The following is a 23,777-nucleotide window of genomic DNA, read 5'->3' as shown; positions in this document are numbered from 1 at the left end:
CTAATAGTAAACCCCTTTATACGTAATTTTGTAATGTATAAAACATGGTTTACTAAATATTTGTAAATAGATATAAATCCTCATTGTTTTGAGGAAGAACAGGCAAACGGAATGGACTCACTAAGAAAATTAACCACAAAGGAAAAAGCTCTTCAGATAAATTTAAGTAAAGATATTTACGGATCTTTTGCAGAAATTGGAGCCGGCCAGGAGGTAGCTGCCAATTTCTTTAAAGCAGGAGGAGCATCTGGTACAGTAGCTAAAACTATGTCAGCCTATGATATGAGTTTTAGTGATGCCATATATGGATACTGTGAACGATATGTATGCGAGCCCCGGCTCATGAAAATGTTGGAGCATGAATATGATTTGCTCATAGAGCGATTACCTCACAGAGCTCCCAATACCAAGTTTTTTGCTTTTGCTAATACCGTAGAGGCACTTAACTATAAAAGAAGTAACCAGCCTCATGGGTGGATAGGCCTTCGTTTCCAGTGCACGCCAGGAGGAGAGTATAACGAATGTGTACTCCATGTGAAGATGAGTGATAATGATGTGCTACTGCAGCAGCAAGCATTAGGAACCATTGGGGTTAACCTTATATTCGGATGTTTCTTTTTTAAAGATGCTGAGCAGTTGCTGGAGTCTCTGATGGATGGCATCACTCCCGGGAGAATAGAAATAGATATGTTTAGGCTTAGCGGCCCTGATTATTCGCATGTAGATAACAGGCTGATGAGCTTAAAACTAGTTAAAAGTGGCTTTACTCATGCCGCTATGTTTGGCCCTGATGGTAATGCCATGCAGCCTTCAGAAGCGCTTTATAAGAAAAATGTATTAATACTGAGAGGTAGATTCAGACCTGTTACTCATGTTAATGTGGATATGCTGTTGGCTTCCAGGCGCCACTTTAAAAAGGAGCCGGATGTTGATAGAGATAAAATAGTAGTGCTTACCGAGCTTACGCTCAGTGACTTGAGGATGGAAGGTGAGATTGATGAAAAGGATTTCTTAAACAGGGTGGACATCATTTGCTCTTTAGGTCAAAACGTGATGATCTCTAACTACCCTGAATATTATAAACTGGTAGATTACCTCTCTGAGATTACCAAAGGTAGAAAAATAGGTATTATACTAGGTATTTATAACCTGCAAAGGGTATTTGATGAGAAATATTATACTGACCTGAGAGGAGGAGTGCTAGAGGCCTTCGGTACTTTGTTTGGTAATAATGTGAAGATTTATGTGTACCCGGCTACCAAGCCAGATGAAGAAGGAGAGGAGCTGTACACGCTTGATAACTTTGAACTACCGGCTAAATTAAAAGGGCTGTTCGGTTATTTGATTGATAACGACAAGCTGGAAAATATTAAAGGAGCCAATGTAGACAACCTGCACATTATTTCTGATAATGTCTTGTCTATGATTAAGTCTGGTGAAGAAGGCTGGGAGGCTATGGTGCCAAGAAAAGTGGTAAGTGCCGTGAAAGAAAAATGCCTATTTGACTATCCTTGTGATACGGATGTGGCAACTAAAGAATTAGCAGATAAAGAAAAGCAGGGCTCCTAAAAAAAGGAGCCACTTTTTGATGCTGCATCTTCCATCAGTTCATGGGCTTTATCTTTTCCTAAATACTTATCTATTAATGAATGGATAATGTATAAGGCCGGTGTCATAATGATTGCTATTATGAATTTGTAGGTATAATTAATAGTGCCTACAGATAATACCTGAATGAGAGTCCATTTAGAATCTTTGGCCGCCAGCAGATAAAAGGCTACAAATAGCACTACAAAGCTGTCTACCAGTTGAGAAATTAAGGTAGACCCTGTGGCTCTGAGCCACAGCTTTTTGCTGCCAGTGATGGCGCGCAGCTTATGAAAAACATACACATCTAGCAGCTGACCTAGTAAAAAAGCTACCAGCGAACCTACAATGATTCTGGCTCCTTGTAGAAAGACTTTATTAAAAGCGTAGTTAATATTAAAGGCATTACCCGAATCATCAGTAGCGTTTACATCTAGCCAAAACTGTGCGGGTTTTAGCCAGCTTACTACAGAAATAATCAAGAACATGTATATGATGAAGACAATGGTAAGATAGCTGATCTTTTTCACCCCTTGTTTTCCAAAGTATTCATTGATAATATCAGAGGTAACAAATACTACGGGCCATAACACTACCCCGGCTGTGAGGTTAAAATCCAGCACCCAATCTCCCAGCATAGGAATTTTGGCAGGAGGGAAGCCCATAGTAGCTTCCAGTGAAAATATTTTAGTTCCTACTAGCTCTGCTAATAAGGCATTAGTGAGGAAAATACCACTTAATATGATAAAGAGGTTAGTTTTCTTGTCTATTATGTTTTTCATTTATTCAGGCACATGTGTAGATTCTCCTTCTGTAGCTAGGGAAGTGTTTTCAAAGACAGATTTAGCTTCATTTAAAAATGGAGATAGATCTTTGTATCTGGCAGAATAATGTCCGATAAGCAGGTGTTTTACACCCGCCATTTTGGCTATTGTAGCCGCCTGAGTCGTAGTGCTGTGAAAGGTCTTTTCTGCCCATATAGCTTTTTCTTCTAAGAAAGTAGCTTCATGGTAAAGTAAGTCTGCGTTAGAGATATAAGGGAGAATACTTTCATCATACTTAGTGTCTGAACAGTAGGCATAGGTTCTACTTTTTCTTGGAGGAAGGGTAATATCGCTGTTTTTATATAAAACATTGCCTTCATCGTCTAGTATGTCAAGACCCTTTTTGAGGTCGCCAATTTGTGTCAAACTGATGTTCTCCGGAAGTTTCTCTTTATTCAGGCGAATAGGTTTGGGTTTTTCCTTAAATAAAAACCCACAACAGGCTATTCTATGGTTTAAAGGGAAACTATGAACGGTGAGTAACTTGTCTTCAAAAAGCAATTCTGAGCAGTCATTTTGTAGCTCATGAAAATGGATTTTGTAATTAAGAGAAGTGTCTGAGTACTTCAGTTGTGTAGTAATAATCTCTTGAAGCCCCTTTTGCCCATAGATGAAGAGGTCATCTTTGCGCTGTAGCAAATGCATGGTGAAAATTAGGCCCATCAGACCTAAATAATGATCACCATGCAAATGACTTATGAAAATATGATTAATGCGTAACGCTTTACACTTATACCTTGAAAGCTGTATTTGTGTGCCTTCACCACAGTCAATAAGAAAATTATGACTTTTAACCCTTAATAGCTGGGCGGTATGGTGTCTGCCATACGCAGGTGTGGCTGAATTGGATCCGAGTATTTTTAGTTCGAAAGACAAATTTATAGGTTCAACTCAATGATCTTCTTCTCCTTCTTTCAGGTCGTTTTCTAATTCGTTCATAAACACAGCATCTACTGCTTCCTCTACAGTAGGCAGTATGTTTAAAACACTGTCTAGCTGAGATATTTTTATGAGTTTATGAGTATGTTCTGAAAGTCCTGCCAATACAAAAATGCCGCTATCTTCCTGAATAACCCTGTTGCCTACTAATAAGGCACTTAAGCCAGAAGAATCAGTGTATTTAACTTCCGATAAATCAAGGATGATATTTTTTACTCCTTCCGCATGAGTGGTAATTAACTCTGACTTTAGGCTAGGAGCAATGCTGGAGTCCAGCTTTTCTTCATGTAGCTTCAATAAGCTATATTTATCTTGTTTATCTATAGTATATTTCATTTTTTTCTTTGGTTTAGTTGAGATACTTCTTCCTTAAACTGATATTCAGCTTACTGAGTTTTAATATATTCGAGAATTTTATTTTCAATACGTGTGTCTACGTTTGAATAATCTTGCTTATTTAAAACTTCTCCAGTAACCTTTTCAAAAAGCTCAAGATACCTATCAGAAATTGATTTTACAACCTCGTCAGTCATTTCAGGTACTGATTGTCCATCTTTGCCTTGAAAGCCATTGGCGATTAACCACTGCCTCACAAATTCTTTAGACAATTGCTTCTGAGATTCGCCGCTGTCTTGTCTCTCTGCGTATCCATCCAGATAAAAATACCTTGATGAATCAGGAGTGTGGACTTCATCTATCAGGTAGATTTCATCATTGAGTTTACCAAATTCATATTTAGTATCTACCAGGATCAAATCTCTTTCTTTCGCTAATTCCGTTCCTCTTTGAAATAGAGCAAAAGTATATTTTTCCAGCTGCTCGTAGTCTTCTTTAGACACTAAGCCGCTGCTTAAAATTTCTTCTTTAGAAATATCTTCGTCATGGCCTTCATGCGCTTTGGTAGTAGGCGTAATGATAGGCTGAGGAAGTTTATCATTTTCTTTTAGTCCTTCTGGTAATGCTACACCACAAAGCGTTCTTTTGCCGTCTCTGTACTCTCTCCAAGCGTGGCCTGCCAGGTAGCCTCTTATCACCATTTCTACAGGGAAAGGATCGCACATAAGTCCTACTGCTACGTTAGGATCAGGGCTTGCTTCCAGCCAGTTAGGGCAAATATCTCTTGTAGCTTCCAGGTTTTTTTGTGCCACTTGGTTAAGCACCTGCCCTTTAAAAGGGATAGCTCTTGGAAGTACCACATCAAAGGCTGAAATTCTATCTGACGCCACCATTACCATTTTCTTATCAAAATAGTAAATGTCCCGAACCTTGCCTCTGTAAAAGTTGGTCTGCCCGGGGAAATTATAATTTGTTTCTTTAAGGGATTTCATAGGTGGCGCAAATTTAAGTAGCTGGGAACAGATTAAAAATTTATTCTTTTGTTTCTTGCTCTTCGAATGGTCCGGAGTCAACATTTGAGAGCTTGCCGCGGCTATAAGTTTCTATCTTTTCCAGTGCTCCGTTTTCATCATAATACTTCCAATGGCCTACCTTTCTGCTGGTTACATATTCTCCATCTATCTCTTCCTGGCCGTTTTTATGGTAAGTTTTATAAGAGCCATGAGGCTTGTCATTATGGAAGTTCATTAGGGTTTTTACCTGCCCATTATCAAAATATTCAGTATATGAACCTTTTCTTAAATCAAATTGGTAGGTCATTTCAGATTCTTTTTGCCCATTTTCATAATAGGTGGTGACCAAGCCGTTTAATTTACCTTTATCAAAAGTTTGAGTTTTCTTTTTATGGCCGTTTTCATAATAATCTACCCACTCACCATGAGCTTTATCATTTTCATATTTTTCTACGGCTAGCATGTGGCCCAGTGAGTCATAGCGCTCTACAGTAAGGGCTGCGTTGCCTTTTGATAGTTTGTAAATGGTTTTAATAGCACTATTGTGAAAAAATGATTTACCGGCTTTTTTGCCTTCAGTATAGTTAAACTGATGTTCAATAGAGCCATCAGCATAATAACCAATATTCTCACCATCCATAAGTCCATTTTTGTAGTGGCCTATGAGTAAGGGCTTGCCTTCTTTAGTGTAAGTTTTAAAAACTCCGGTTTTTTCACCGTCTTCCATTTCAGACTCTGTTTCTATTTGCCCATTTTCATAATAGGTTTTATAGTAGCCATGCAATACCCCTTTATGATAGTTACCTTCATTGAGTAGTTGCCCGTTTTCATAATACTCTTTAGTAATGCCTGACTGAAAACCTCCTTCATAAGTAATTTCTTTCTTAATGCTTCCGGAAGGGTAATATTCCAGTAATGTGCCATCAGGCTTACCGTTTACGAAATAGCCGCGACTTTTAAGGCTGCCAGAGTTGTAATAGATGTACAGGCTATCAGCAATTTCATTATCCTGAAAGCTCGCTGTTTGAATCACTTTGCCAGAAGCGCTGTAAACTACCACGGGGCCTTCTTTCTGGCCTTTGTTAAACTTCATCTCTCTTTTGAGCTGACCATTCTCATAGTATTCTTTAAAAACGCCATCTTTAATTCCTTGAGAGAAATGGCCTTCCATGGCCAAAGCTTCATTTTGAGGGTAGAATTTTTTATAAATACCATCTATTCCACCATCAGCGTTACTAACATGGTAGACTTCTTTGAGTATGGTGCCCTCTTCATCATAGAAGGTGCGAACTTCCTTCTGAGCCTGGGCAGCAAAGGGGATAATGAGTATTAGTAAAAGTGAGAATTTAGCCATAAGTCAAATATAGTGACATGATGAAACGAAAAAAAGCCTTTCGATGTAAACGAAAGGCTTTAGATGATATTATTTAAAGAAAGAAAATGCCTTATTATACTTTTTCAATAACAATGGCCGAGGCACCACCGCCGCCGTTGCAAATACCTGCCACACCTACTTTTCCTTTATTTTGACTTAAAACGCTATGCAGGGTAGTAATTATTCTTGCTCCTGAGCAGCCCAGCGGGTGTCCAAGTGCTACAGCTCCACCGTTTACATTTACTTTGTCAGGATCAAGGTTGAGTTCTTTAATATTTGCCAATGCTACAGCAGAGAAGGCTTCATTAATTTCGTAGAAATCTACGGCTGACGCGTCTATTCCGGCATTTTTTATGGCTTTAGGTATTGCTAGCGCAGGGGCAGTGGTAAACCATAATGGATCTTGGGCAGCATCAGCAAAGCCGGTGATTTTAGCCAGGGGAGTAAGGTTGAGTTCCTTTAGTTTTGCCTCGCTCACTAGCACAAGGGCAGAAGCGCCATCATTAATGGTAGAAGCATTAGCTGCGGTTACAGTACCTTCTTTAGAGAAAACGGGTCTTAGAGAGGGTATTTTGTCGAAATTAACATTTTTATACTCTTCATCCTGATCGAAGATAAGGGGTTCACCTCTGCGCTGCGGTACTTCTACAGGAATTACTTCTTCTGCAAATTTACCTGCCTCCCAGGCTGCTGCTGAGCGCTTGTATGATTGAATAGCATATTCATCTTGCTGCTCACGGGTGAGATTCATTTCAGAGGCAGTATTGTCAGCGCAGTTGCCCATCGGGAATTCATTATAGGCCTCCCAAAGGCCATCATGCATGAGACCATCTATGAGTTGGCCATGGCCGTATTTATAACCATACCTGGCTTTGGGTACGTAGTAGGGCACGTTAGACATGCTTTCCATACCTCCGGCTACTACCACATCATTTTGCCCCAGCATAATACTTTGAGCAGCCAGCATTACTGATTTCATGCCTGAAGCACATACTTTATTTACGGTGGTGCAGGGTACGGAATAACCCAGTCCGGCACCCACGGCTGCCTGGCGAGCAGGCGCTTGGCCCAGCCCGGCAGAAATGACATTACCTAGAAAAACTTCATTAACGCTGCTGCCTTCTACGCCAGCTTTGCTTAGCGCCGCTTTAATGGCTGTGGCGCCCAGTTGCACAGCGGTAAGGCTGGCAAGGCTACCTCCAAAACTGCCAATAGGCGTTCTTACAGCAGAAACAATATAAACTTCTTGCATAATAGTATTGGTTTTAATGAGGGAATACTCGGTTGAGTAATGAAGATAATTGTTTTTGGGAACAATTGGAATTTTACTTCCACTGCTGAGGAGTAGGCGTGCTCAGCAGTGGAAGTGAATATGCTTTTACCAGTCAGGCTTGCCAGATGATTTTGGCTTGGTAGCCTTGTGTTTATTTTGCTGGTAATATTGAATCTCTTTGTTTTTTAAGGCTTCCAGTATCATTTTAGCCTTTTCAGGAGACATTTTCATTTCTTTAAGCTTCTCAGATACGGAGCTCATATTCTCTTCGTCACCTTCTTTTTTGTCATTTTCTTCTCCTGCTTGCTGCTTTTCGTCTGCGTCTTCTTTCTTAGTATCGTCTTTTTCGCCCTTTTTCTGCTCTTCTCCTTCTTTATCTTTTTCGTCAGGTTTTCCGTCTTTCTCTTGCTGGTCTTTTTCCTGACCTTTCTCATCTTCACTTTGCTGATCCTGATTCTGCTGATCTTCGTTTTCCTGATCGCCGTCTTTCTTATCTTGGTTTTTCTGATCCTTGTCTTGTTGATCCTTTTGATCTTGCTGATCTTTATTCTCGTCGTTTTTATCCTGATCCTGGTTGTTTTGGTCTTTTTGATTCTCAAGAGCCTTTTTCACCATCTCATAATTATAGCGGGCCTCTTCATTAGTAGGGTCAGCTTTTAGGGCTTGTTTGAAGTGTTCCAGCGCCTCTTCGTATTTCTTGGTTCTGTTAGCCATAATGCCCAGCTGCTGATGAGCTACCGAGCGTACACTTTTATTTTCGCTGTTGATTATGCTCTCATAGTTATTAAAAGCATTGGTAGTGTCTTTCTTTTGGAAGTAGGCATTGGCCAGGTTAAGCGTAATATTGTCGTCTTCCATCTGCAGCGTATCTAGCAGATAGTGGTAGTTATCAATAGCCTTGTCAAAATTTCCGCTGTTATAAGCTTCTTTAGCTTCTTTTTTAAGCTTATTGATCTTCGCAATACGATCGAGCTCTCCAAAAGAGGAGCTTACCATTACTAAAACCGTTAAAACAAGGTACTTCATAGGCCTTTTTTAAATCTTAATTGTTTTTATAGAAACAAGAACATCTAGTAAAATTAGTAAAAGTGCTGCAGCTAAAAAATAATAATATCGGTTAGCCGAAACATCTACCTGACGAGTATCTCTAAGTTCGCCTTCAATATTGTTAATCGTATTTATTAATCGAGAAACATCATTATTAGTTTCATTGATTTCAAAATACTCACCATCAGTTTCTTTAGCCAGTTGCCTTAAGGTGCGGTTATCTAAGCGGGTAAGCACATCTTTGCCTTCATTATCCTTTTTGTACTGTCCGGCTTCCATTAACTTACTACCTCTGGAGGTACCTACACCCAGGGTGAATAGTTTAATATTCTGATCTTCTATTTCATTAATTACCTCTTCGGTGTCTTCTCCAAAGTCTTCACCATCACTAATAAGCACTATTACCTTAGATTTTTGCTGGGTAATGGGGGAGTCTTCATTATTAAGCTTATCCAGTGCCATGCGTAGGGGAGGGCCAAAGTCCGTACCTGCGTTGGGCACCAGTGAGGTGTTGAGGGTTTCTATGAAGAGATTAAGCGCATTTTGATCAAAAGTGAGCGGGGCTTGCATGAATGCTTCAGAAGAAAAAATGATAACTCCAATTCTGTCTGAGTTAAAAGCTTCAACAATATTTTTAAGCTCAAATTTCACTTTCTCTAACCGAGAAGGTTGTATGTCTGTAGCATTCATAGACTGAGAAAGGTCTACCAATACAAAAATATCTTTACCTACTGATTTCACTTCTCTTTTGGTTTCTCCGAAAGAAGGCCCCATGAGCGCGATTACAAGCAAGGCAAAGTACACAGTACGGACTACGGTTTTTATAAACACTTGTCCGAATGGTGTTCTTAATTTTCTGCCAATGCTCACTACCCTAATGATATAGGCGATGTAGAATATGACAAAAAGTAATACAAAAGCCATTTCCAGGCCGGTTAAAGAGTAAAGCCAGTTCATGATATAAAAACTTCCAATTAATGGTGGCAAAGAGGCAAATATATAAAAGCTCTCAATGCACTCAAATACCAAGTCTATTAAATACAAGACTGGTCAATTAACGGGTTAAAAGCGGGTTTAGTTTGTGTGAGAAAAAATATTTTAAAAAACTTTTAGGAAGTGTTTGGTAAAGAGGAAAGAGTTCTGTTATATTTGCACTCGCTTTTAGGGAAAGCAGTGAGGGCAAGAGCAAACGAGGGACGGCAACACTGTTGAAAAAAGCAAGAAATTACGGTTAACGAACCTTGGAGAGGTGGGTGAGTGGCTGAAACCAGCAGTTTGCTAAACTGCCGTACCTGTAAAGGTACCGGGGGGTTCGAATCCCCCTCTCTCCGCAGATAAAAATAAGTTCGGGGCGTAGCGCAGCCCGGTTAGCGCACCTGGTTTGGGACCAGGGGGTCGCAGGTTCGAATCCTGCCGCCCCGACTAAAAAGAGTCAACGGCTCGCAAAAGCCTCTAAATCTTATGATTTAGAGGCTTTTTTTATTTTATCCTACCAATAATCAACATTAAATTTCATTAAAAATGTGCCCCATTCGGTGCCCCTTTTTTTATCTTATATTTGGGGCACAAATAAGGGGTTAAATATCAGATTATTAGATGTTTAATTCATTTTGTTTGTTATTAAATATTTCTATTTGACAGCAAAAATACTTTTGATTAGGTGCCCCCGGGTCATCAAATAAAAACAAATTAAAAGTTTAAGTATGATGAAAGCCCACACAAACACATTTGGAGTAGTTTTTTATTTAAGAAAATATAAGGCCAATAATGGCAAAACTCCAATCTATGCAAGAATTACAGTAAACGGTAAGAGAGTGGATATTTCTATTAAGCGCTCCATTGAGGAAAGCAATTGGAATACCAGCAAAGGACTGGCTAGGGGGAATCGAGAGGATGTGAAAAATTTGAACAAATATTTAGAGCAAGTAAGAAGTAAAATAGTGCAGCATTATCAGAATATGGTATTGCAAAATAGACTGGTTACTGCAGAGGCTATTAAAAATCAATTTTTAGGAATTGATAAAAAAGAGCATACACTTTGTAAGCTTATTGAATACCATAATACCGAAATGAAAGAGGTTTTGGCCTGGGGAACAATGAAAAATTATTTCACGACTCAGAAGTATTTGGAAAGGTTTCTGAAAAGCAAATGCTCTACAGCTGATGTATATCTAGCTCAGATTAATTATAAGTTTATTACGGACTTTGAATTTTTTCTTCATAAATGGAAGCCTAAAGATCATCATAAGCCATTAGGTAATAACGGTATTATGAAACATATGGAGCGTTTTCGTAAAATGGTTAATCTCGCGATACGTATGGAGTGGATGAAGCATGATCCTTTTGCAAAGTATCAACCAAAATTTATTAAAGTTGAAAGGGGGTATTTAACCGAGGAGCAGTTGCATACAATAGAGCAAAAAAAGTTTAGTATTTCCCGGTTAGAGCAGGTGAAGGATCTATTTATATTTAGTTGTTATACAGGTTTGGCTTATATTGATGTAGTGAACCTTACTCCTGATAATATTGCAAAAGGAGTAGATGGGGAATTATGGATTTTCACAAAAAGACAAAAGACCAGTAATACTATTCGAGTGCCGCTGTTAAAGCAAGCGCTCGATATTATTGAAAAGTATCAAGATCACCCTAAGGTGATGTATGAGCGAACTTTATTGCCCGGGATGTCTAATCAAAAATTAAACTCTTATCTTAAGGAAATAGCCGATTTATGTGACATTAAAAAGAATCTTACTTTTCATTTGGCCAGACATACTTTTGCTACCACAGTAACTTTGAGTAATGGTGTGCCTATAGAATCAGTAAGTAAGATGTTGGGCACTCTAAAATTTCAACCACTCAGATCTATGCTAAGGTCGTAGAACAAAAGTTGAGTGCTGATATGAGTAAATTAAAATCGATTATAAATAAAAATGATTGAAGGGAGTCAGGTTACCCTTGGTTTTATATGCCTTTAAGAAAAGGGTGTAATTATGGCAATACTAAAAAGGTAAATGCATTTGGGAAAATATCTTTTCTGACTGGATTATGATTATCTAGAATTGTTGCTAAAACCTCTATCAAATCGCATCAATAGGTATAATTAAAATTATCATTATGTAGAGGTTCATCTGCGTGAATGGGGTTATAGTTGCTAACGAGTTCTATTAATATAGCGTTAAAAACACGTTTTAGGTAAGGAGAGGAATTTGCAACAGGGTCTGTCAATTAAATACCTAAAACCATGAACGCTCAATCAATAATAAAACAGCACATTGCAGATGATAACTTCCCTTGCCTGATGGGGAAGTCTACTTTAAAATCTGATACCCTTAAAATTGAAGATTATCAATATTTTAACAACATTGAATTTACTAGGAAACTGTATCAAGACCTTCTTCAATTTACAAGATCTATAAACAGCAATTCTAAGAAGTTTTATAGTTTTATTGCCTCCTTTTCTTTAGAACAAGTAAAATCTGAAAAGCAGTTCGAAACAATTATGTGGCAGCAGCTTCAGCTTTTAAATAGTGTGGATAATTACTCGTGGGATGGTTCTGTTAGTGACAATCCGGAGGATGATAATTTTAGCTTTAGTGTAGGAGGCAAAGCCTTTTATATTGTTGGTATGCATCCTAAAAGTTCAAGGATCTCAAGACAATGCGCAATACCCGCTTTAGTTTTTAACCTGCATTACCAATTTGAAAATCTTAAAACTTCAGGAAAATATCAGGTTATGAAGCACAAAATACGTGAAAATGATTTGGGAATTCAAGGAGTACCTAACCCTATGTTGGAGGATTTTGGATCAAACAGTGAGGCTCGGCAATATAGTGGAAGAGCTGTGGATGAAAGATGGAAATGTCCTTTTCTTAATCAAACTAGAGTTTAATGTTACATATTATCGAAAAACAAAGCGGAAGTGCTTTCAAGATTAAAAAGAATCAATATTTAAAAGTGATTGACCCCAATGGAGAGCAAGTCAGTGACATGGTTCTCTTCAATGCTGAAGATACAAGAGAGAAGATATCATCAGGAAAATCATTGGATTTTGAGGAAGCTATATTGTTAACTGAAGGAAATAAACTTTGGAGCAACAGATCAAATATAATGGCCAGTATAATGAAAGATACTAATGGAAGAAATGACTTTCTTCTCGCTCCTTGTAGTGCAGAAACATTTAAAATAATGTATAAGCACGATGAATATCATCCCAGCTGTTTTGAAAATCTTTATACTCATTTAGCTGAATATGATATTAGGCCGGATGACATCCCCACGGCATTTAATATTTTTATGAATGTGCAGTTTGCGCAGGATGGAAAAATTGAGGTTTGTCCTCCTACCAGTAAATCAGGAGACTACATTATATTTAAGGCGGAAATGGACATGATCGTAGGTTTAACCGCGTGCTCGGCTGAAGACAGTAATAATGGATCATTTAAACCTATACACTATGAAATATTAGACGATCTCAGTTAAAAAGGGAGAATAATTTGTGTAGAATTGCCCGATAGTGCGATGAAATTACTGATATAATATGAGCGCACCATCAAGGGCAATATCTACTATATAGCTTTTAGAGATCAGAATGACAAATGCATATAAGAGGTAATGACCTCATAAAATAAAGGTGGATTATCCTGATAATCTATCTTTATCTTTTACCCGAATTCTTAGAGTTGAGGGTTTTCTCTTTCACTTGCGGGAAATGCTCAATTACTTCCAGTAGTTGATTTTCACAATTTACTAATTCATCACCCTTCGCCTTAATTATTTTGGTAATGTTGCTAATACATTCTTTCTCCTCAGGTGCTAACGCGGTACATTGTTCATTATAGAGTATAATCGACGTCAGTTTGGATCTTAATTCTAAAGACGCTTGCTGTAACTTTTTGGTATACTCGGTAATTAGGTTTAGATCATCTACTTTACTCATCTCTCTCTTCTCGTTTTTTTGAACATTATTGCTTAAAACTATAACTTACAAGCTAGAAGATTGTTTTACGGACTGCGTTAAATGTACCGTGAGTGGTGATATGTTTTAAATAAAGGAGGGGATGACTTGAGTATATATTATAGATACTAATCATAACTTTTATTGAGAATAGTTGTCCTATTAGGAGGGGTTTAGTTTTGACAATTAACATGTTGTGGCTAAACCTAATTATTACCTGACTGGTAGGAGAGCATCTAAAAAATGCTGTCATCTTTTAAGGAGAGTCAGATAACAAAAATCTCTACAGAGACTAATCATAAATAAAAGTATGCGCGAACATTTGTTACTTCTAGGAGCATCTGGATCCTTAGGTTTGGAAATTGCTAAAAGACTAAAGCGAGATTCTATTCCTTTCAGAGGTCAAACAACTTCATCCAGCGGTGAAGAAAAGCTTAAACCATATACCGATGATATTTGGATCGTAGATCCAGTGGCCAATCCAGAAAGCGTAAAGGGGGTTACTGAGGGTGTAACTACTGTAATTTCAGGCATGGGAAAGAGCGTTAGCCTTTTCAAGAATTCGCAAGACACGTTTTATGAAGTTGATTATCTTGCTAATGCCCATATACTTTCAGACGCCATAAAAAATAAGGTATCTTATTATATATATGTATCTATAAAAGAAGCTGGGCACAATGACCAGTATGCCATCCCTAAAAGCCACAAACAATTTGAAGAAAGCCTTCATAATTCAAAAATTAGTCATTGTATTCTCAGACCCGTTGGCTTTTATTCGGGGCTACATGATTTGGCAATAATGGCAAAACACCATGTAATACCGGTCATTGGAAATGGTGAGGCTAAAACAAATAGCATGGCTCAGGGAGATATGGCAGAAGTGGTTATCAGTACTTTAAAAAGAAAAAACACTGGAGTACATTTAATAGGAGGACCAAAAATTCATACCCGCTATGAAATGGCCAAAATGATAAAAGATAGGCTTGGGGGTAAAATTATTAAAATTCCTTCTACTGTTGCAGATGTGGGGGCTGTACTGCCACAAATTTTTGATAAGAATCTTCATGAGAAAATGGGCTTTTTTAAATATATCACTACTCATGATATGATTGGTGAAAAGAATGGTACCGTCACATTTGAAGAATATCTTAACACAGTAGATATAAATGATCTATCCTAATGGAAGAGTACGATAGCATTATTATAGGAAGTGGTGTTAATGGACTCTCTGCAGCTATTTATTTGCAAAAGCGAGGGCTTAAAACAATTATATATGAGAGTGGTAGTGTTCCAGGTGGATCCACTAAAACAGAATCACTTACCTTACCGGGATTTTTACATGATACAGGGTCAGCTGTTCACCCTATGGCTTTTGCATCTCCTTTTTTAAAAACTCTTCCATTAGAGGAGTACGGTTTAAAATGGATTTTTCCAGAAATTCCATATGCTCATCCATTTTTAGATGGTAGTGCATTAGCAGCCTATGCAGACGTCTCTCAAACCGCTGCTCAGTTGGGTGTAGACCAGAAAGCTTATGGCCGTATTTTTGATAATCTCACAAAAAAATGGGAGGGGATAGCTCCTGATATGCTAGGGCCACTTACCATTCCAAAACATCCATTAGATTTTGTGCAATTTGGCCTCAAAGCTATGCTATCAGCGGAGCAGTTGTGTAATCATTATTTTCAAGATGAAAAAACGAAAGCCTTTTTTTTTGGAGCTGCTGCTCATGCTACTTTACCGTTAGACGGTTGGGCTTCCAGTGCATTCGGGCTAGTACTAAGTTGCATGGCTCATAAATATAACTGGCCTTTTCCAGAAGGTGGTGCAAAAACTATTATTAGTGCTTTAGTTTCTTATTATGAATCCTTGGGAGGAAAGGTGGTGTTAAATGCTCCTATCACAGATATTAAGCAATTGCCAAAATCGAAAACTTATCTTTTTGATTTGACACCCAAACAACTACTTAAGGTCAGAAATACTAATCTGAGCAATTTCTATCGTAAAAGGCTCAGTAATTTCAAATATGGTGCAGGAATTTTTAAAATTGATTGGGCATTAGATAGTCCAATTCCATTTACTAATGAAAAGTGCCGCAAAGCAGGTACAATCCACTTGGGGTATTCTACAGAAGAGCTCAAAGAATCTGAAAAATCGTGTAATGAAGGTCTACTTACCAATGCTCCATATGTTCTTTTAGCCCAGCATACAGTGTTTGATAAAACTCGTGCGCCGGAGGGGAAACATACCGCATGGGCCTATTGTCATGTGCCTAATGGAAGTACTGAGGATCGAACAGAAGTGATCGAAAACCAGATAGAGCGAGTTGCACCAGGGTTTAAAAGAATTATTTTAGCTCGCTCCATCAAAAATACAAAAGAAATGCATGCCTTTAACCCTAATATTATTGGAGGAGATATTAATGGAGGCAAGCAAGACCTGACCCAACTTTTCACGCGTCCTGTGGTAAAAATCTCTCCTTATAATACTTCCAATACACAGATTTACTTATGCTCATCTTCTACACCTCCCGGAGGAGGAGTTCATGGTATGTGTGGATTTCATGCTGCCAAACAGGTGTTTAAGGAGCATTTTAAATGATCCTACTCAATTAAACCCCTCAATCCATTCAAATTCCGACATCTATTTTGAGTAATTTATTTGTTGCTTAAAAAGGATCGTGTCATCCTCTAGCCCATCATCGAAGTCTATGGACAATCTGATCGATTCTATAGGCCATGATTTCGGACGGAAGTTAGTGATATATTTCCATTTTATCGACCACTTAAATGCATCAATGTTGCATTTAATGATATTTCACTTACCTTTACATTCATATCAGTAAAAAGGATATCTAGTGGTATATGAAGGGGTATTTACGTCAAGATCTGTGATGAAGGAATGTTAAAACAATACTATTCTATACCATTGATTTTATGAATTATAGAGGAAGAAGAAATTGACGAATATGAAAACAGACAATGATCTATTGAAAAGAAAACAGTATGACATAAATGGAGATAATCATGTGATGAGTTCTGTGGAAACACCATTAAGAAAAGATGCATTTGCAAAGTCAGATGAAGAAAAGGTAACGAATATTGAGAAATTGTTTGCTGGCATTATGGAAGAGCTTGGCTTGGATCTTACTGATGATAGCCTTAAAGGTACTCCATACCGCGTGGCAAAAATGTATGTAAAGGAGTTGTTTAATGGTCTTAATCCTGAAAACAAACCTTCACTATCCGTTTTTGATAATAAATATCAGTACAATAAAATGCTGATAGAGAAGGATATAAGTTTCTCATCAGCTTGTGAGCATCATTTTTTGCCAATTATCGGGAAGGCACATGTAGGCTATATTTCTTCGGGTAAAGTAATAGGCCTTTCTAAAATTAACAGAGTAGTAGAATATTATGGTCGTAGACCTCAGGTACAGGAACGTATGACCCTTCAGATCTTCGAAGAGCTAAAAAATGCTCTTCAGACAGATGATGTGATTGTGGTGGTAGAGGCAGAACATTTGTGTGTTTCTACACGTGGAGTGAAAGACAAAACCAGTAAGACCACGACTTTAGAATATGGTGGAAAATTCAACGATATTGATTTTCGTAATGAATTCTATCAACATATATAAAAAGTGAAATTTGGAACGCGCTATTAGATGGTTAAAAAGGTTGACTTTTAAATAATTAAAAGCCAACCTTTTCGATGTTATATGTTTTACAAGTTTCAGAGTCAATCCCAATTCTTTTATTTCCTCGTGTCTGAGATATCTAGAAATTCAAACCAAATCATTCCAAAAGATATTTACTCAATTGCTAGAAAGAATTATTCCTCTTAAGGATGTAGCTCACCTGGGCGCCCAATTCGGGTAATGGCATATCGTATGAGGGAGTAAATTCGAGGAAGTAAGTATTTTATAATATAATGATTTTGTAACCGGATGTTAAATGGATTATTCGGTAGTATAGAGATGCTATAATAGGCTACTAACTAATTTTTAGAGGATTAGATGTTGGTAACTTTAACAAATATTTTTCGATGCATATTCTGTTGCTGTAAAAAGCATGTAATGTATTGTTGATGATGTTAATATTATAAAAAAACCTCATTTATTCATAGTTATTTAATTGCAACAATGTTGCGTTTAAGTTAATTCTTTTATATTTTCAGGTATCGTTGCAACGTGAGGCGATGCTGAAAACCTCTAAGAGAGTAGGCTTAATATTAAAAATGATTAAAATGAATAATCAAAATGGAAAGTTAAGTTTAGATGACTTAAAAGTTCAAAGTTTCGCTACCAGTATTGATGAAGAAAAAGCTCAAAAAATACTTGGAGGCGCAGCTAGTCACCCTACACATACCGAAGACACAGATACTCACGAGACTTGTACTTGTGATGCTAGCAAAACTTCATTAGAAATTAATCCTTAATTATAGAGGCAGGTAGAATTTATTCTACCTGCTTTATAATTCCATTTAAATAGAGTTGTTTGAGTTGCTTTTTTATTATGTGTTTTAGCTGACCTATTTTTTGCGTTTCATCTAACTTAGATAAAATGTTTTCAGCTATTGAATTGAATGAATATTTCCCTTGGTTTATTGAAGCGATTATTGCCTGAGATAGCGCTTCGAGTCTCAATTCTTCCACTCCGTACCTGTGCTTTACCAATACTTTTACCTCATCAGCTAACTCTATTATAGTCGCATACTCACTGAGCTGAAATTTACCAGCCTTAAATGTCAGTTTATTTACTATTCTTTGATAGTTATCAGATAGGAACTCAAAAGTTACTGGGCTTACTTCCATATCTAATTTTTTCTTTTCTATTATAAAATTATCATCGGTTTTATTATTATCTCCCTCAAACCTTATATTATTAATAAGCTGGTAGGGCTCTTGTTCATTAGTTATATCGGAGGTGAATTTTATGTTTTCATAGGATTTAGGAAAGTATCTTTTGCTGATCTTTCTTAATATATTTTTGATATCAGGGAAACAACCTGAATATTGGCTGTTTTTATTTTTTTTAAGTTCAGGTAAAACTAAATGATCTGAACAATATGGGCTTATTAACTTAAGTATGGAATATGCGATCCCGGTTTCACCCATAAATACTGACAGATCAGCTTTACAACTGTCCCAGCCTGCAGGAAAATAACCTTTTTCCCTTTTTAGCATCATGGCTTTTTCTATGATTTGGTATGCTGATTGTGTGTACTCTTTCTTGTTTAATTTGTATCCAGCTTCAGCCAATAGGTAAGCGTTTGCGCCAAAACCGTTGGCTAAGGAATAGTTCAATGCAGAGCGAGGTACCGATTGCATTGCCTGGAGTATTGCTTCAGTTTGTTCTAAATATGATATAGACTCTAAGTGATAATGAGCCCTTAGTCTCGTCATAGCTATACCAGCGCTACCATGAGCCCAACCATTTACCTTTTCGCCTTTCATTAACTCATGCGGAGAGCCTACGGATTGTGGATTTTCTAGCTTTTTGGGGTGTATACGTAGATCAGGCCAGGAGGAATCAATTTCATTAAAGTGTTGATTTTCATACTTAAATGCTTGCTCTCCCAGCCATACCAAACCATGGGCATTGTAGCATTTGCCAACTTCTATCAGTGCATACCCTATACCGGCGGCACCATGAGAAAGCCCACAGAGGCTATCAATATAGTTGGGCCTATAGCGCCATTTTAAACCTTTAATAGATAAGTAAACATTGTTTATTATATCATCGATGCTACTACACAAAAGTTTGAATATCTCCTTATTTTCAGATTGAGTATGTATTTGAGCCAAGGCTATAATATTACCGGCAAGGCCACTCAGTAAATCATCACTATAATGATTGGTAAAAGACGATTTATTTTTCAATACCAATTCTGTAGCTTCTTTAAGTAAGGGGGGATGCAAGGTAAGATCGTATAATGTGCTCAGTACGTAGGCAAGACCGGTTTTTCCGGTATAAAGTGCAAAATGATTCTTGTCATGATCTTCTACAGCGCGTCTGAGCCAATTTAAATTTCTTTGGACAAGATTAAGGTATATATGTTTTTTTGAATACTTGTAGCAAGAGATTAGGTAAAGGAGAATACCTGCATTGCCTTTATATATGGTGAAGTCAGGTCTATAAAAACTATGAGCATGCTTATCCTTATCAAAGTCAAGTGTTTCCCAATAAGCCATGTCTTTGTCTTGTATACTTTGGCCTATCAGCTGACTGTTAAATTCATTATGCCAATTTTTGAGCTTTTGCTGTTGCAGCTCAGACATATGCGGATTTATATAATTATGAAGATTGTTCATGATGGGATAAATCTTCTATAGTTCTTTTAAGTAAAAAGGCTAGGAAAGCTTCATCGTAATTATAAACTCCTAGGCGATTGTTAGTCATATGTATGAGACTTTCTAACACACTGAAAAAGCTTTTATCATCCAGGCAGCCATTTAAATGGTTTAAGGTGTGTTTATTGCCTCTAACCCACTTACTTAACCAGTCTGTGGCGTGTGGTTTAGTGCCTAAAACCATTTTTTCTAGATTCTGGAAGAATGATATGTTTTTCATGCTCTGATATCTGGGCTCAAAGTATGTGTTGATTAATTCATTGGTGGTTTTGTTTGCTTCAGCCAAATGGGAGTGAGCAAACCAGTGAGTCATATAAGAATGGAATAGTTTTATGAGTGCCTTATGCTCACAGATATAAGATCTCATCATGGTGTAATGCAAAATCAGAGCTTTACTCAATACATTGGACGGTAGAGTCAAGGCATAAAGACAGGTTTCGGATGAAAGCTGGAAATGTTCTTCACACACTAGCGCACTTATTTGGCCTCCGTATCTGGAGGTTTCTTGTTGGTATATTTGCTCTTGTACATTAAAATCATCGCTATTAAAACAATTTTTTAATTCGAAAGAGACTTTGGGTTGATTAGATTTCTCAACCTTTAAACGTAGTCTGATATGTGGCCCTCCTTCATTATAACGGATATAAAAATATTGACGAAGAAGGTTGTTAGCTTCTAAGTGATTGATAAGATAAGCTACATGTTCAGTCAGTACTGTGTTTCTATCCAGGTCAGTATAAATATGATAGGATAACCATTTAGTTAGCATAATGATCTATCATTTGAAGACTTTTTATTGTATTTAAATTGATATTTGGTTCGGCTGGGTTAAGCTTATACCACTGAACCAAAGTTTCATTTACATGCTCATTAAGTAGATTATTTTTGGCGGGGAGCATTTCTTCAATCCTAATGTATTTTCCTGCTTTGCGTGTAGCTTTTCGAAATAGTTTTACTAATAAAGGAGATTCAAAGTCAATATATTGGGGCTTATAATCATCGAAAGTGGAATTTTTGGAGGCAAGATTATGAGTAGGAGTAATGAATAAGAAGCATGCTTTCGGAATGCCATATTGACCTCTCCATTTATTCAATGCATGATAATAATCAAATTCGCTTACTAAATGGCTATTTTCAGGAAGTGATTGGTTGGGTATTTTCCAGCATTTTCTCGATAGTACCAAGTCATTTTCAAAAGCTATTCTAGGTATCATAATAACATGGTTAATATCCTGTTCTCCTATGATATTATGTATGTGGTTAACAAATGAATAAATGGAATTAGCAGTTTTTTGTGAAAATGAGGTGAGTAGCTGATAAAGTTCTGATCTCGTTCTGGAGGTCTGCAAGCAAAGATCAAATGGGAGTATAGTTTTACCAGTAAGTGCATGAGCTAGAGAGACTTTACCATGGTTATGCTTCACAATGATATTTTCAATGGAAATTTGTTGCTCAGAAGAGAGGCTAGGATTACCACCTGGAATAATAATTTCATGAGGTAAAAGAGAAGGATGTAGGTTGGCATTAAAAGATGAGGCGTCTCTTACTTCTGCAGGTGTATAATCAGAGAGAATCTCTTTGTTGATGCGATTAAGTTCTTCCGTTATTTGTTTAGGGAAAAGGTGTAAAAAGCGACCATAACCTCTTCCATATCCTGTAAATACACTGTTTACTACTCCTTGTATATCTCCCTTATTATTTTTATAAAATTGGATATGTGCCGCTTTAGAATATGCTATTGGTTCTGATTTTTGGAGGTTTAACCCTTTAATTTCATCTAAAGTGAAATTAATAACACCTTCCACTTCCTTCTTATTTAGCAGTAATTCTTTTAGTTTATCTTTATAGTCCTTTTCTATAGCAAATTGTTCTTTTTGCAAAAGATCAATAGAGCTAGAAATGGCCGAAATCTCACCTTTCTTGTTCGGCTTTACATAATTTTTGTAATAACTCTCATAGAATTTTATTAATGGTACACTCTCATAATTTTCATAATAGTGATTAAAAAAGGCTGTCATTTTTTCTTGATTAATATTCTCAAATGCAAGTGGCGATAATTCTTGTAAGAGTAGATCAAGGTTCTTGACTAGGGGCCTAATCTCATCTATGCCTAAGGCAGAATTTATAGTGATGGAGGCATCTTCGTAAAATAAATTTTCTTCTGTAAAGTAAAATCCATTAAAGTATCTCTTTTTGAAAGAGATGTCATTTTCTAATGTTTCTAAAAACTGCTTTTTGGCTATTCGGTTATCTTCACCCTCTGAGAATGGAAGGTGATTCATTTGACAGAATGACTTGGCTGCACCTTTAAATATTTCCAGGGCTTTGCTCAGAAGAATTTGCCTATCAGAAGTACTAATATCACTCAGTTGATTGGCTGCTTGTTGTAGAAAGAGCATGCCATTTAATAATCCCTCAATCTTAGAGGTTTTATGACTTAGCTTGGTAAGGAATGATATGAATTTTGAAGGCCAGTCAGGATCAATACCGGATATATTTAAATTGGTTTCTAATATACCAACCTCCAATAATCCTGTCAGGTAGTTCTGCAGTTGATTTGCTGTAGAATCAGGAAAAAAGGATATTAACTTTTGGCTTATTGAACTGATGTCAACCAAGTCATCTACACAAGTAATGATAAGATCGATAGCGCTATTTCTCTCTATTGTTTGAAAAATTTCGACATTGTTAAAATTGACAAGAAAGGTATAATGGGTAGCTTCAGGGGTTAAAGAGGGGTTCAGTTTAATGGGAATGTGTGCAGCCACGTCAGTAACTTGCATGCATAAACCTAACACATAAGCATATATATAATTATTGAGTCTTGCAGATGCCTTAATTTGGTTGTTAGTAGTTAGTGTAGAATCTCCAATGGCTAGGCATGTGAAGCGGCTAAATGGAGACGTTTTAGTGTATTGTCTTGTCAGGTATTTTAAAAATGATAGCTCTGCATTTGACTGCTTTTTACTCAGCCTATCTACAGGAGATGCTAGATAGGGATTTAATTGAGTAAATAGACTTTGGGAAGATAGCTGTAAAGATTGGTGAAAAGCTTCATTTTTTTTTATCATATTTTGAATTGCTGCCCTGGATTTTAATAGCTCATCTTTATACAACCCATGACCTTGTTGTATCAAGTGATCAATATTTTGCTGAAGCTTTATGTATTGTTCTAGTACATCAGTAGCATCTGGAGGTAATGAATTAAAAAGCAGATTCGTTTCCTTCTTTTTAAGATATTTCTGATTGAATATTGACCTTTTGCAGTTCAGAAGTTTATTTCTCTTTTTTGAATCTTGGCAGTTTTGAATTTTTTCAAAAAGAATATCGGTAAGTCGTTCGCTACAATACAGGAGAGCATCCTCTTGAGATTTAATTTTAGCTGAGAAAGTATGTAAGGATTTTGATTTAAAACTTTCAATATCATTAATTTTTAAAGGTGAAACTCTGTGAAGTAAAGAGGAATAAAGATACATAGGTTTTAAAGGTTGATTTTGTTGTCAAATAATGATCTTATGTGTCCAAAAAGCCGGGCAAGCAAGCTCATGTCCTCTGTGATAATATGGGCAGAGCCGCTTAAGTGCTGTTTAAAAGGAATATCTATCAAGTAGCTAGTGCGTAATTGATGGTCTAGTGAAACGGATATTAGGTAATCTCCTTCATTAGGAACAAGTGAAAGCTCTTCAACTTTGCCTTTTAATGTGCCATATTCTTGAGACGGGTAATGATAAAGGTGAATAATTACGGTCTGGCCTGGTTTTACCTTACCAGATCCATTTACTGGGAGGCTCACTTTGCCAGTGTACGTGCCATGGTCAGGTACTACTGATGCAATAGCCTCATCTGGGGTAATGAATTGATTGGTGGCAAATTTCTTTAAATAAGTAACGCTTCCGGCAATAGGAGCTTTTATAATGTATTTTCTTTCCCATTCTGAAATGGCCGCAAGCATTTTTTTAATTGCTTGCTGAAGGTTGATATGGTTTTGAAAAAGAGCAGAAGCCATATCTTTTTCATTGGCTAGAAATGTTTCATGCAATTCTGTCTTTTTTAGTACGTTCTGTGATATTTTTAAAT

21 protein-coding genes and 2 tRNA genes are annotated in these 23,777 nt (G+C 37.1%); 10 read left to right on the top strand and 13 right to left on the bottom strand.

All coding sequences use genetic code 11. The features are described from left to right. Positions 1–111 precede the first annotated feature (111 nt). Positions 112–1,569, top strand: a complete 1,458-nt coding sequence (locus tag LVD15_RS26540; protein ID WP_233778214.1) for a TonB-dependent receptor — start codon at positions 112–114, stop codon at positions 1,567–1,569. Here the strand turns inward: LVD15_RS26540 and LVD15_RS26535 are convergent. The 8 genes from LVD15_RS26535 to LVD15_RS26500 form a co-directional block, all read right to left on the bottom strand. Then, positions 1,566–2,369: a queuosine precursor transporter gene (locus tag LVD15_RS26535; protein WP_233778213.1), complete on the bottom strand. Its 804-nt coding sequence runs from the start codon at positions 2,367–2,369 to the stop codon at positions 1,566–1,568. The genes LVD15_RS26540 and LVD15_RS26535 overlap by 4 nt on opposite strands. Beyond that, entirely contained in the window at positions 2,370–3,287 is a 918-nt protein-coding gene (locus LVD15_RS26530; RefSeq protein WP_233778212.1) for a ribonuclease Z, read from the bottom strand. It lies immediately after the preceding gene. Between the two features lie 15 nt (positions 3,288–3,302). Beyond that, positions 3,303–3,686, bottom strand: coding sequence for an STAS domain-containing protein (locus tag LVD15_RS26525; RefSeq protein WP_202246383.1), 384 nt, complete (start codon positions 3,684–3,686; stop codon positions 3,303–3,305). A gap of 50 nt (positions 3,687–3,736) precedes the next feature. After that, entirely contained in the window at positions 3,737–4,678 is a 942-nt protein-coding gene (locus LVD15_RS26520; RefSeq protein WP_233778211.1) for a phosphoribosylaminoimidazolesuccinocarboxamide synthase, read from the bottom strand. 40 nt (positions 4,679–4,718) lie between these two features. After that, positions 4,719–6,053, bottom strand: a complete 1,335-nt coding sequence (locus tag LVD15_RS26515) for a toxin-antitoxin system YwqK family antitoxin (protein ID WP_233778210.1) — start codon at positions 6,051–6,053, stop codon at positions 4,719–4,721. Between the two features lie 94 nt (positions 6,054–6,147). Further along, positions 6,148–7,326, bottom strand: a complete 1,179-nt coding sequence (locus LVD15_RS26510; RefSeq protein WP_233778209.1) for an acetyl-CoA C-acyltransferase — start codon at positions 7,324–7,326, stop codon at positions 6,148–6,150. Between the two features lie 126 nt (positions 7,327–7,452). After that, on the bottom strand, positions 7,453–8,373 hold the full coding sequence (locus tag LVD15_RS26505; protein WP_233778208.1) for a tetratricopeptide repeat protein: 921 nt from the start codon (positions 8,371–8,373) through the stop codon (positions 7,453–7,455). 9 nt (positions 8,374–8,382) lie between these two features. Next, positions 8,383–9,351 carry a vWA domain-containing protein gene (locus tag LVD15_RS26500; RefSeq protein ID WP_233778207.1) on the bottom strand — a complete coding sequence of 323 codons (969 nt, stop codon included), beginning with the start codon at positions 9,349–9,351 and terminating at the stop codon, positions 8,383–8,385. A 286-nt stretch (positions 9,352–9,637) separates the two neighbouring features. On the opposite strand from LVD15_RS26500, the gene LVD15_RS26495 reads away from it, so the two are divergent. From LVD15_RS26495 to LVD15_RS26475, 5 genes are all read left to right on the top strand, one after another. After that, positions 9,638–9,725 (top strand) — tRNA-Ser (locus tag LVD15_RS26495). A 16-nt stretch (positions 9,726–9,741) separates the two neighbouring features. Further along, positions 9,742–9,816, top strand: a tRNA-Pro gene (locus LVD15_RS26490). A gap of 281 nt (positions 9,817–10,097) precedes the next feature. Continuing rightward, positions 10,098–11,273 (top strand): site-specific integrase, encoded by a 1,176-nt coding sequence (locus LVD15_RS26485; protein ID WP_233778206.1) that lies wholly within the window; start codon positions 10,098–10,100, stop codon positions 11,271–11,273. Positions 11,274–11,635: 362 nt separating this feature from the next. Beyond that, positions 11,636–12,283, top strand: a complete 648-nt coding sequence (gene gntA / locus LVD15_RS26480) for a guanitoxin biosynthesis heme-dependent pre-guanitoxin N-hydroxylase GntA (RefSeq protein WP_370687388.1) — start codon at positions 11,636–11,638, stop codon at positions 12,281–12,283. Next, on the top strand, positions 12,283–12,873 hold the full coding sequence (locus LVD15_RS26475) for a DUF1989 domain-containing protein (RefSeq protein ID WP_233778204.1): 591 nt from the start codon (positions 12,283–12,285) through the stop codon (positions 12,871–12,873). Before gntA ends, LVD15_RS26475 begins: the two co-directional genes overlap by 1 nt. A 175-nt stretch (positions 12,874–13,048) precedes the next feature. Here the strand turns inward: LVD15_RS26475 and LVD15_RS26470 are convergent, their stop codons facing one another. Beyond that, the gene (locus LVD15_RS26470) at positions 13,049–13,330 is read right to left on the bottom strand and encodes a hypothetical protein (protein WP_233778203.1); all 282 of its coding nucleotides are present in this window, start codon (positions 13,328–13,330) and stop codon (positions 13,049–13,051) included. A 328-nt stretch (positions 13,331–13,658) separates the two neighbouring features. Between LVD15_RS26470 and LVD15_RS26465 the strand changes: the two genes are divergently transcribed. From LVD15_RS26465 to LVD15_RS26450, 4 genes are all read left to right on the top strand, one after another. Beyond that, positions 13,659–14,528 carry an SDR family oxidoreductase gene (locus LVD15_RS26465; protein ID WP_233778202.1) on the top strand — a complete coding sequence of 290 codons (870 nt, stop codon included), beginning with the start codon at positions 13,659–13,661 and terminating at the stop codon, positions 14,526–14,528. Further along, positions 14,528–15,949 carry a phytoene desaturase family protein gene (locus LVD15_RS26460; RefSeq protein WP_233778201.1) on the top strand — a complete coding sequence of 474 codons (1,422 nt, stop codon included), beginning with the start codon at positions 14,528–14,530 and terminating at the stop codon, positions 15,947–15,949. The genes LVD15_RS26465 and LVD15_RS26460 overlap by 1 nt, the downstream gene beginning before the upstream one ends. A 367-nt stretch (positions 15,950–16,316) precedes the next feature. After that, positions 16,317–16,985, top strand: a complete 669-nt coding sequence (gene folE / locus LVD15_RS26455; protein ID WP_233778199.1) for a GTP cyclohydrolase I FolE — start codon at positions 16,317–16,319, stop codon at positions 16,983–16,985. A gap of 608 nt (positions 16,986–17,593) precedes the next feature. Further along, positions 17,594–17,785, top strand: coding sequence for a pinensin family lanthipeptide (locus LVD15_RS26450; protein ID WP_233778198.1), 192 nt, complete (start codon positions 17,594–17,596; stop codon positions 17,783–17,785). A 19-nt stretch (positions 17,786–17,804) separates the two neighbouring features. On the opposite strand, the gene LVD15_RS26445 is transcribed toward LVD15_RS26450, so the two are convergent. The 4 genes from LVD15_RS26445 to LVD15_RS26430 are packed head-to-tail and all read right to left on the bottom strand — an operon-like array spanning position 17,805 to position 23,739. Then, positions 17,805–19,628 carry a lanthionine synthetase LanC family protein gene (locus LVD15_RS26445; RefSeq protein ID WP_233778196.1) on the bottom strand — a complete coding sequence of 608 codons (1,824 nt, stop codon included), beginning with the start codon at positions 19,626–19,628 and terminating at the stop codon, positions 17,805–17,807. 16 nt (positions 19,629–19,644) lie between these two features. Beyond that, complete coding sequence (locus LVD15_RS26440) at positions 19,645–20,469, bottom strand: thiopeptide-type bacteriocin biosynthesis protein (RefSeq protein ID WP_233778194.1); 825 nt, start codon at positions 20,467–20,469, stop codon at positions 19,645–19,647. Continuing rightward, positions 20,459–23,176, bottom strand: coding sequence for a lantibiotic dehydratase (locus LVD15_RS26435; RefSeq protein WP_233778192.1), 2,718 nt, complete (start codon positions 23,174–23,176; stop codon positions 20,459–20,461). The genes LVD15_RS26440 and LVD15_RS26435 overlap by 11 nt, the downstream gene beginning before the upstream one ends. A gap of 5 nt (positions 23,177–23,181) precedes the next feature. Next, on the bottom strand, positions 23,182–23,739 hold the full coding sequence (locus tag LVD15_RS26430; protein WP_233778191.1) for an HlyD family secretion protein: 558 nt from the start codon (positions 23,737–23,739) through the stop codon (positions 23,182–23,184). Positions 23,740–23,777 lie beyond the last annotated feature (38 nt).

It is taken from the genome of Fulvivirga maritima, assembly GCF_021389955.1.
In the GTDB taxonomy this organism is placed as follows: domain Bacteria; phylum Bacteroidota; class Bacteroidia; order Cytophagales; family Cyclobacteriaceae; genus Fulvivirga; species Fulvivirga maritima.
This window is presented reverse-complemented; position numbering and strand designations above follow the sequence as displayed.